The organism is Nostoc sp., from assembly GCF_036917515.1.
Taxonomy (GTDB): Bacteria; Cyanobacteriota; Cyanobacteriia; order Cyanobacteriales; family Nostocaceae; genus Nostoc.
In genome coordinates, this window is record NZ_JBALDE010000167.1 from 1 (window position 1) to 4,955 (window position 4,955).

The 4,955-nt window shown below is 38.7% G+C and carries 4 protein-coding genes; all 4 read right to left on the reverse strand.

What is annotated here, in order from left to right; translation table 11 throughout:
* Window positions 1–127: 127 nt before the first annotated feature.
* Window positions 128–2,215, reverse strand: a complete 2,088-nt coding sequence (locus V7K89_RS21535; protein ID WP_335190710.1) for a patatin-like phospholipase family protein — start codon at window positions 2,213–2,215, stop codon at window positions 128–130.
* A 209-nt stretch (window positions 2,216–2,424) separates the two neighbouring features.
* On the reverse strand, window positions 2,425–3,402 hold the full coding sequence (locus tag V7K89_RS21540; protein WP_335190712.1) for an MvdD family ATP-grasp ribosomal peptide maturase: 978 nt from the start codon (window positions 3,400–3,402) through the stop codon (window positions 2,425–2,427).
* Window positions 3,403–3,436: 34 nt separating this feature from the next.
* Window positions 3,437–4,429 (reverse strand): MvdC family ATP-grasp ribosomal peptide maturase, encoded by a 993-nt coding sequence (locus tag V7K89_RS21545; protein WP_335190714.1) that lies wholly within the window; start codon window positions 4,427–4,429, stop codon window positions 3,437–3,439.
* A gap of 190 nt (window positions 4,430–4,619) precedes the next feature.
* Window positions 4,620–4,775, reverse strand: coding sequence for a microviridin/marinostatin family tricyclic proteinase inhibitor (locus V7K89_RS21550; protein ID WP_335190716.1), 156 nt, complete (start codon window positions 4,773–4,775; stop codon window positions 4,620–4,622).
* Between the last annotated feature and the right edge of the window lie 180 nt (window positions 4,776–4,955).

Genomic DNA, 4,955 nt, shown 5'->3' on the forward strand with positions numbered 1-4,955 from the left:
GTATAAGTTATTAGTCGTAAAACTCTTGTTAACTGTGTTTCTTTCATTTATTGCGGGCGTGTAATCGCGCCCCTTGGGCGCTCACATCTTGCACCAGACAAATGGTGCAAGATATAAGAAACCTGATCTAGCCCAATAAAAGACTACACAGTTCATCAATTTGTTGGCTTTTTTCAGAAATCAGTCGATGGGCTATAGCTTGTAGCTTACGAGTATTTTGTAGTTTAGTATTGTCTATTTCTTCGAGATCCTCATCTAAAAATTTTTGAAAGCGATAATAAAAACTTTTAGCTTCTTTATCGATAGGTTCAAACAGCTGTTCTAATTGTCCAGATACCACTTCACTACCACCGTCAAACACAATATTTAAAAGTGGTCTTCCCCATTGCAAAAGTCCCCAATTTTTGACTTCTTTATAAAGGTAGGTACTAGTCATGGAACCTGTACCTAAAGAAACTACTAGAATATCTTCTGTATTAAGGACTTTTTTTTCTTGCCGTTTACTATTAATTTGTGCTTCTAAAATAGCTAAATGGGTTGGATTATTACCAAATACTCCACCATCGATTAAAGTATAGACGCTGGCGCTATTGTGGGGATTTACAATACGATGGGGAGCAAAATAAGTCGGAGTTGCAGTAGTTGCCAATGCTGCATCTAGGAGCAAAAAACCTCCACATAACTTCCGAAAATTTTGAGATTTTATCTCTTCTTTTTTTGGTTTATTTGTAAAAAATATTGGAATTCGCTGCTCTATATCATAACTAGTTACAAAAACTTCTTTAAGATTATTTTCTAGAAGGGTGTGACCAAAATATTGCCTGAAAATTTCTTCTTTGCTTTCGGAAGGGTATTTGGGCTGGAGAAATATATCCTCTATTGGGCCAAGTATTCTTTCAAAGAATGGCTCATAAAATATTTCTACTCCATATTCAAGAAATAGTTGTACGAGATCCTCAGCAGTATATTCAGCTAGTGGCAAATCATCAGATGAACTTACTCGGGGTTTAGTTAGTCCTAGTGCCAAAATTCCGCCGCTTGAAGTACCAGCAATTAAATCAAATAAACTAAATATAGGCTTTTGTGTCCGCCTTTCAATTTCTGCTAGGATAAATGCAGGAATAATTCCCCGAATACCGCCTCCATCAATAGAAAGTATTTTATATTTGGGCTGGGCTTGTGTATTCATAGCTTCTAGCGGTTCCTCCTGAGTTAATGTTTGTGCTTGTTGGACATTAACGGAATCTTTAGTTTGGTCTGTTTTAATTTCATCATCTAACTGGAGAGTTATCAAGGTTGGGATAACCTCAGATTCTTCACTGCTGATTTGTGTCTGTTGAATTTCCTCTAGTTCGTCTTCCTTGCCGCTTACTAACGGTACTGTTGCTGCTAATAAAGTTGTAGTTATTGTTGAAAGATTTTCTTCAGGAATAAGTGGTGTTTCAATTTGGATCTCTTCTTGGATATCCTCTTGATTAGATGATGGTGCTGCAAACGGAACTGGATTGGATGATTGTGTTGCAAATGGAATTTGTGCCAACTCCCAAGTAGGATTACCACGAAAATTCCCTTGATAAGACTTTCCAATTTGGTTTTTGACTGTTGTTCCTTGCCCATCATCTAGTTTCCAGTAAGCCACTAATCCTTCTTCATCCCCGGCTACTAGCCCACAACGATGAGTCTGGATTTGTTCCTGAGTACATGGATAATTCCAAACGCTAATGTTTGCTAATTGTCCTTTAAAATAAACCTGTTTGTGTACAGTTGCACCCAGAGTTACTGAACTTGTTGCTTTATTTAAAGATGAACCTCTGAGAGAATCTGTGTATACACGGTTATCAAGATATACTGTTATTTCACCACTGTTAAAAACAATGGCAAAAAAGTGCCATTCTCCTATAGTTAATTCTCCATTACCAAAGGTTTTAATACCCTTACTCACAGTTTCATCAATGAATATATCTAGACTGCCTGTTTCACTGATGCCGAATTCAAAATTATCGCTGTATCGTTCTGAAGAACGGGCAAAAAATACATTGCGAGTTCCGTAACTAGTAGCTTTATTTGTTAGTTGATGCGGATTTATCCATCCTGAAACAGTAAATGCTGAACTCCCTTGAGCGAAAACGCCGCCAATATCGTTTCTGCCAAAATCTATATAATCATTTACCCCATCAAATGTCAAAACTGTTTGTGTGTCTACTAGGTTTGTCACAAGGATTTTATCTCCAATATAAATAACTTTGTAATTTAAAAATAATGCCTTAAATATTAATAATTTTAATCAGAAAATTCACTATTAACTTACAAAATGGTAGGTAATGTAGATATGGTTGCTATTTTACTCTAGAAAACGTTACTACAAACATATCTTTTAACTGAGTACCTTTACGGTGGATAAAAAAATAAATAATACTCAATACTCTAAGTTTTATTAGTTAGTAATACTTCTGCGAGCGCCTGCGAAATAAGATAGTGCGGTGAATATATTTCCATCCAAAAAAATTCCCCGACTGGATTAACTTCGAGGAATACGTACTGACCATCGGGGGTGACAATAATATCAATTGCTCCATAGTTTAAGCCAAACTCAGCCATTAATTTGAGTAGCTTTTTCTCAACATCTTCTGGCAAGTCATAAGGTTGCCAATTCTTAGCTAGGGCTTTTCCCTCTTTGCGCCAGTCGTAAGTAGATCCTTCCAAGGTTTGCGAGTCTACTGCGGCAGTAAATACGTGGTGTCCGACGATAGTTGTTCGCAACTCCAGGGCTTTGGGAATGTTTTCTTGAAATGTCATCGGACAAAAACGCAGCCCTTCCATATTCTCCAGATCATAAGCTGTAACTGGAGTAGTAAACACAACGTTTTCTCGCCCTTGATCGTCATAGATAGCAAAAGAAGAAAGCATCTTGGTTACTATACCTTGCTGACATTCTTGAGCAAATTCTTTGACTGCTTCGGGATTGTTTGAAGTCAGGGTACGTGGAGTTAAAAGTCCGAGTTTTCGTGCGACTTGCAACTGTAGTTGTTTATTATTAGCCCGATCCACATTTGACATTTTATCCAAGTGGAATCCTTGAAGGCTGGCAATCATACCTCTGACAGTAGCGCGACATTCGTTAATTGACGCATCTCTATATTGCTTGTCCATTGAGTTAGGTATTTTTTGCCCGTAGCGCATCTGCCGATACCAAACTGACGATACTTCACTCAAATCGAGCTTTTGTTCGCCATCAGTAATAATTACCCGTTCTGTATCGCCAAAATAAATATCTAGCTTAACTTCGGTAGGATATCTGTCTGTATCAAACCTAAATGCTTTTTCTCCTCTAGCCTCAATTTCTTCGATTACTAAAGGAATGCTTTCGTTGTCTTGGCTAAATGTAACTATTAATACAGTCATGACAAGTAGTAAGTAGCAAATATTTAATTTTTGATCATTCTTCTTTTATTTGAAGTAGGGCATCAGCGATCGCACTTGCAATAGGCAAGTCTAAATCTTTCTCTAGCATTCCCCACTCTCCCACAGGGTTGATTTCCAAAAAGACGTATTCGCCTGATGGTGTAAGGATAAAATCTAAGGCTCCAAATAACAACCCAAACCTTCCCATAAAGGCTTTGAGACGACGAATTATTTCATCAGGAAGCTGGTGGTGTTGCCATGCACCAACCTCAACACCTGGTTTACGCCAATCAACTTTGGCTGCTGCATAAACAGATGCTTCTAGCGATCCCACAAACACATCACCATTCACATACACTACTCGTAATTCTTGCTGCTTAGGAATTTGCTCTTGAAAAACCATTGGGCAATAGCGTAGTGACTCGGCATCTTGTAAGTCTTCTTGTTTGACGGCGCTGGTGTAAAGAAAGAAAGATGAATTAGCTTCCATACTGTGGGAAAGAGGAGTTAGTAATTTGCTCACCATTTTTCCCTTGACTTGATGGAAAAACTCTCGTGCTGACTCTGCTTTGTTGGTTACAAGAGTTTTAGGAATGACAAAACCTATTTCAGACGCAATCCGTAGTTGCCGCAGCTTATTATTGGCATAGTTTATCCGCTCTAGATCGTCTATCCAACGAGCCTCTTTAAGACTGTCCCAAAAACTATCTAAGGTTGCTTTTGATTCTCTAACACAAGCTTCTCGGAACTGTGTAGCTAATTGTGAACTTAGTTCTGGTTCCCAAATGCGCCGCATCCATACAGCTTGCACCTGCTCTGTGCTGATAGAGTAATTGCCATATTCTATGGTGTGATAGCTTCTGGATTCGTCAAAGTGTGCTACTAATTGCACTTGTTGGGGAAACTTATCGGTGTCAAGGCGAATCGGTTTCACCCCTTTTTTTGACAAGGCTTGTGCAACTCTATCTATTGTGAAAAAATCACTACTGTGAGTGATTAATAAAACAACGTCACGCGACAGGTGCATAAAAAATTTTGTGGCTACCTAAAGAAGTTTTTGTCTAGATACCTGAGTTCTTAAAGAAGTAGGTAATCTAAAAACTAAAGGCGATCGCAATTATATTATCAATACTGCAATATGGAGCGATCGCACTCCCAAGAACCGCACTGCCTCCCCTGCTTACACAGCAATGGGATATTTCTTAGTTGTCAATCCCTTAAACGTCTTCAAGATCGGAAGGAAACTTGAAAGTAAAAGGAGGAGGAGGAGGAGGAGCAGTATCTGGCTTTTCAGATGCAGATTGCTCTTGCAAGAAACGTGCGAAGAATGGCAATACTTGGATATCTGATTCTTTGACTGTACTTGTATACATTGCTATTTTTCCTTTGGGAAAATTTGTCAGTACTAAAGCTGCGTGTCGTAAATGTCTAGTTGGGTTAAGGCTGTCAATAGTCAGTTGTTATAGCAACCGCCAGGTTGGTTAGGACACTAAACTCAGAACATACTCCATTGCCGCTCGCAAGGTAGGGAAGTACTCCAGTTGCTTGCGGAT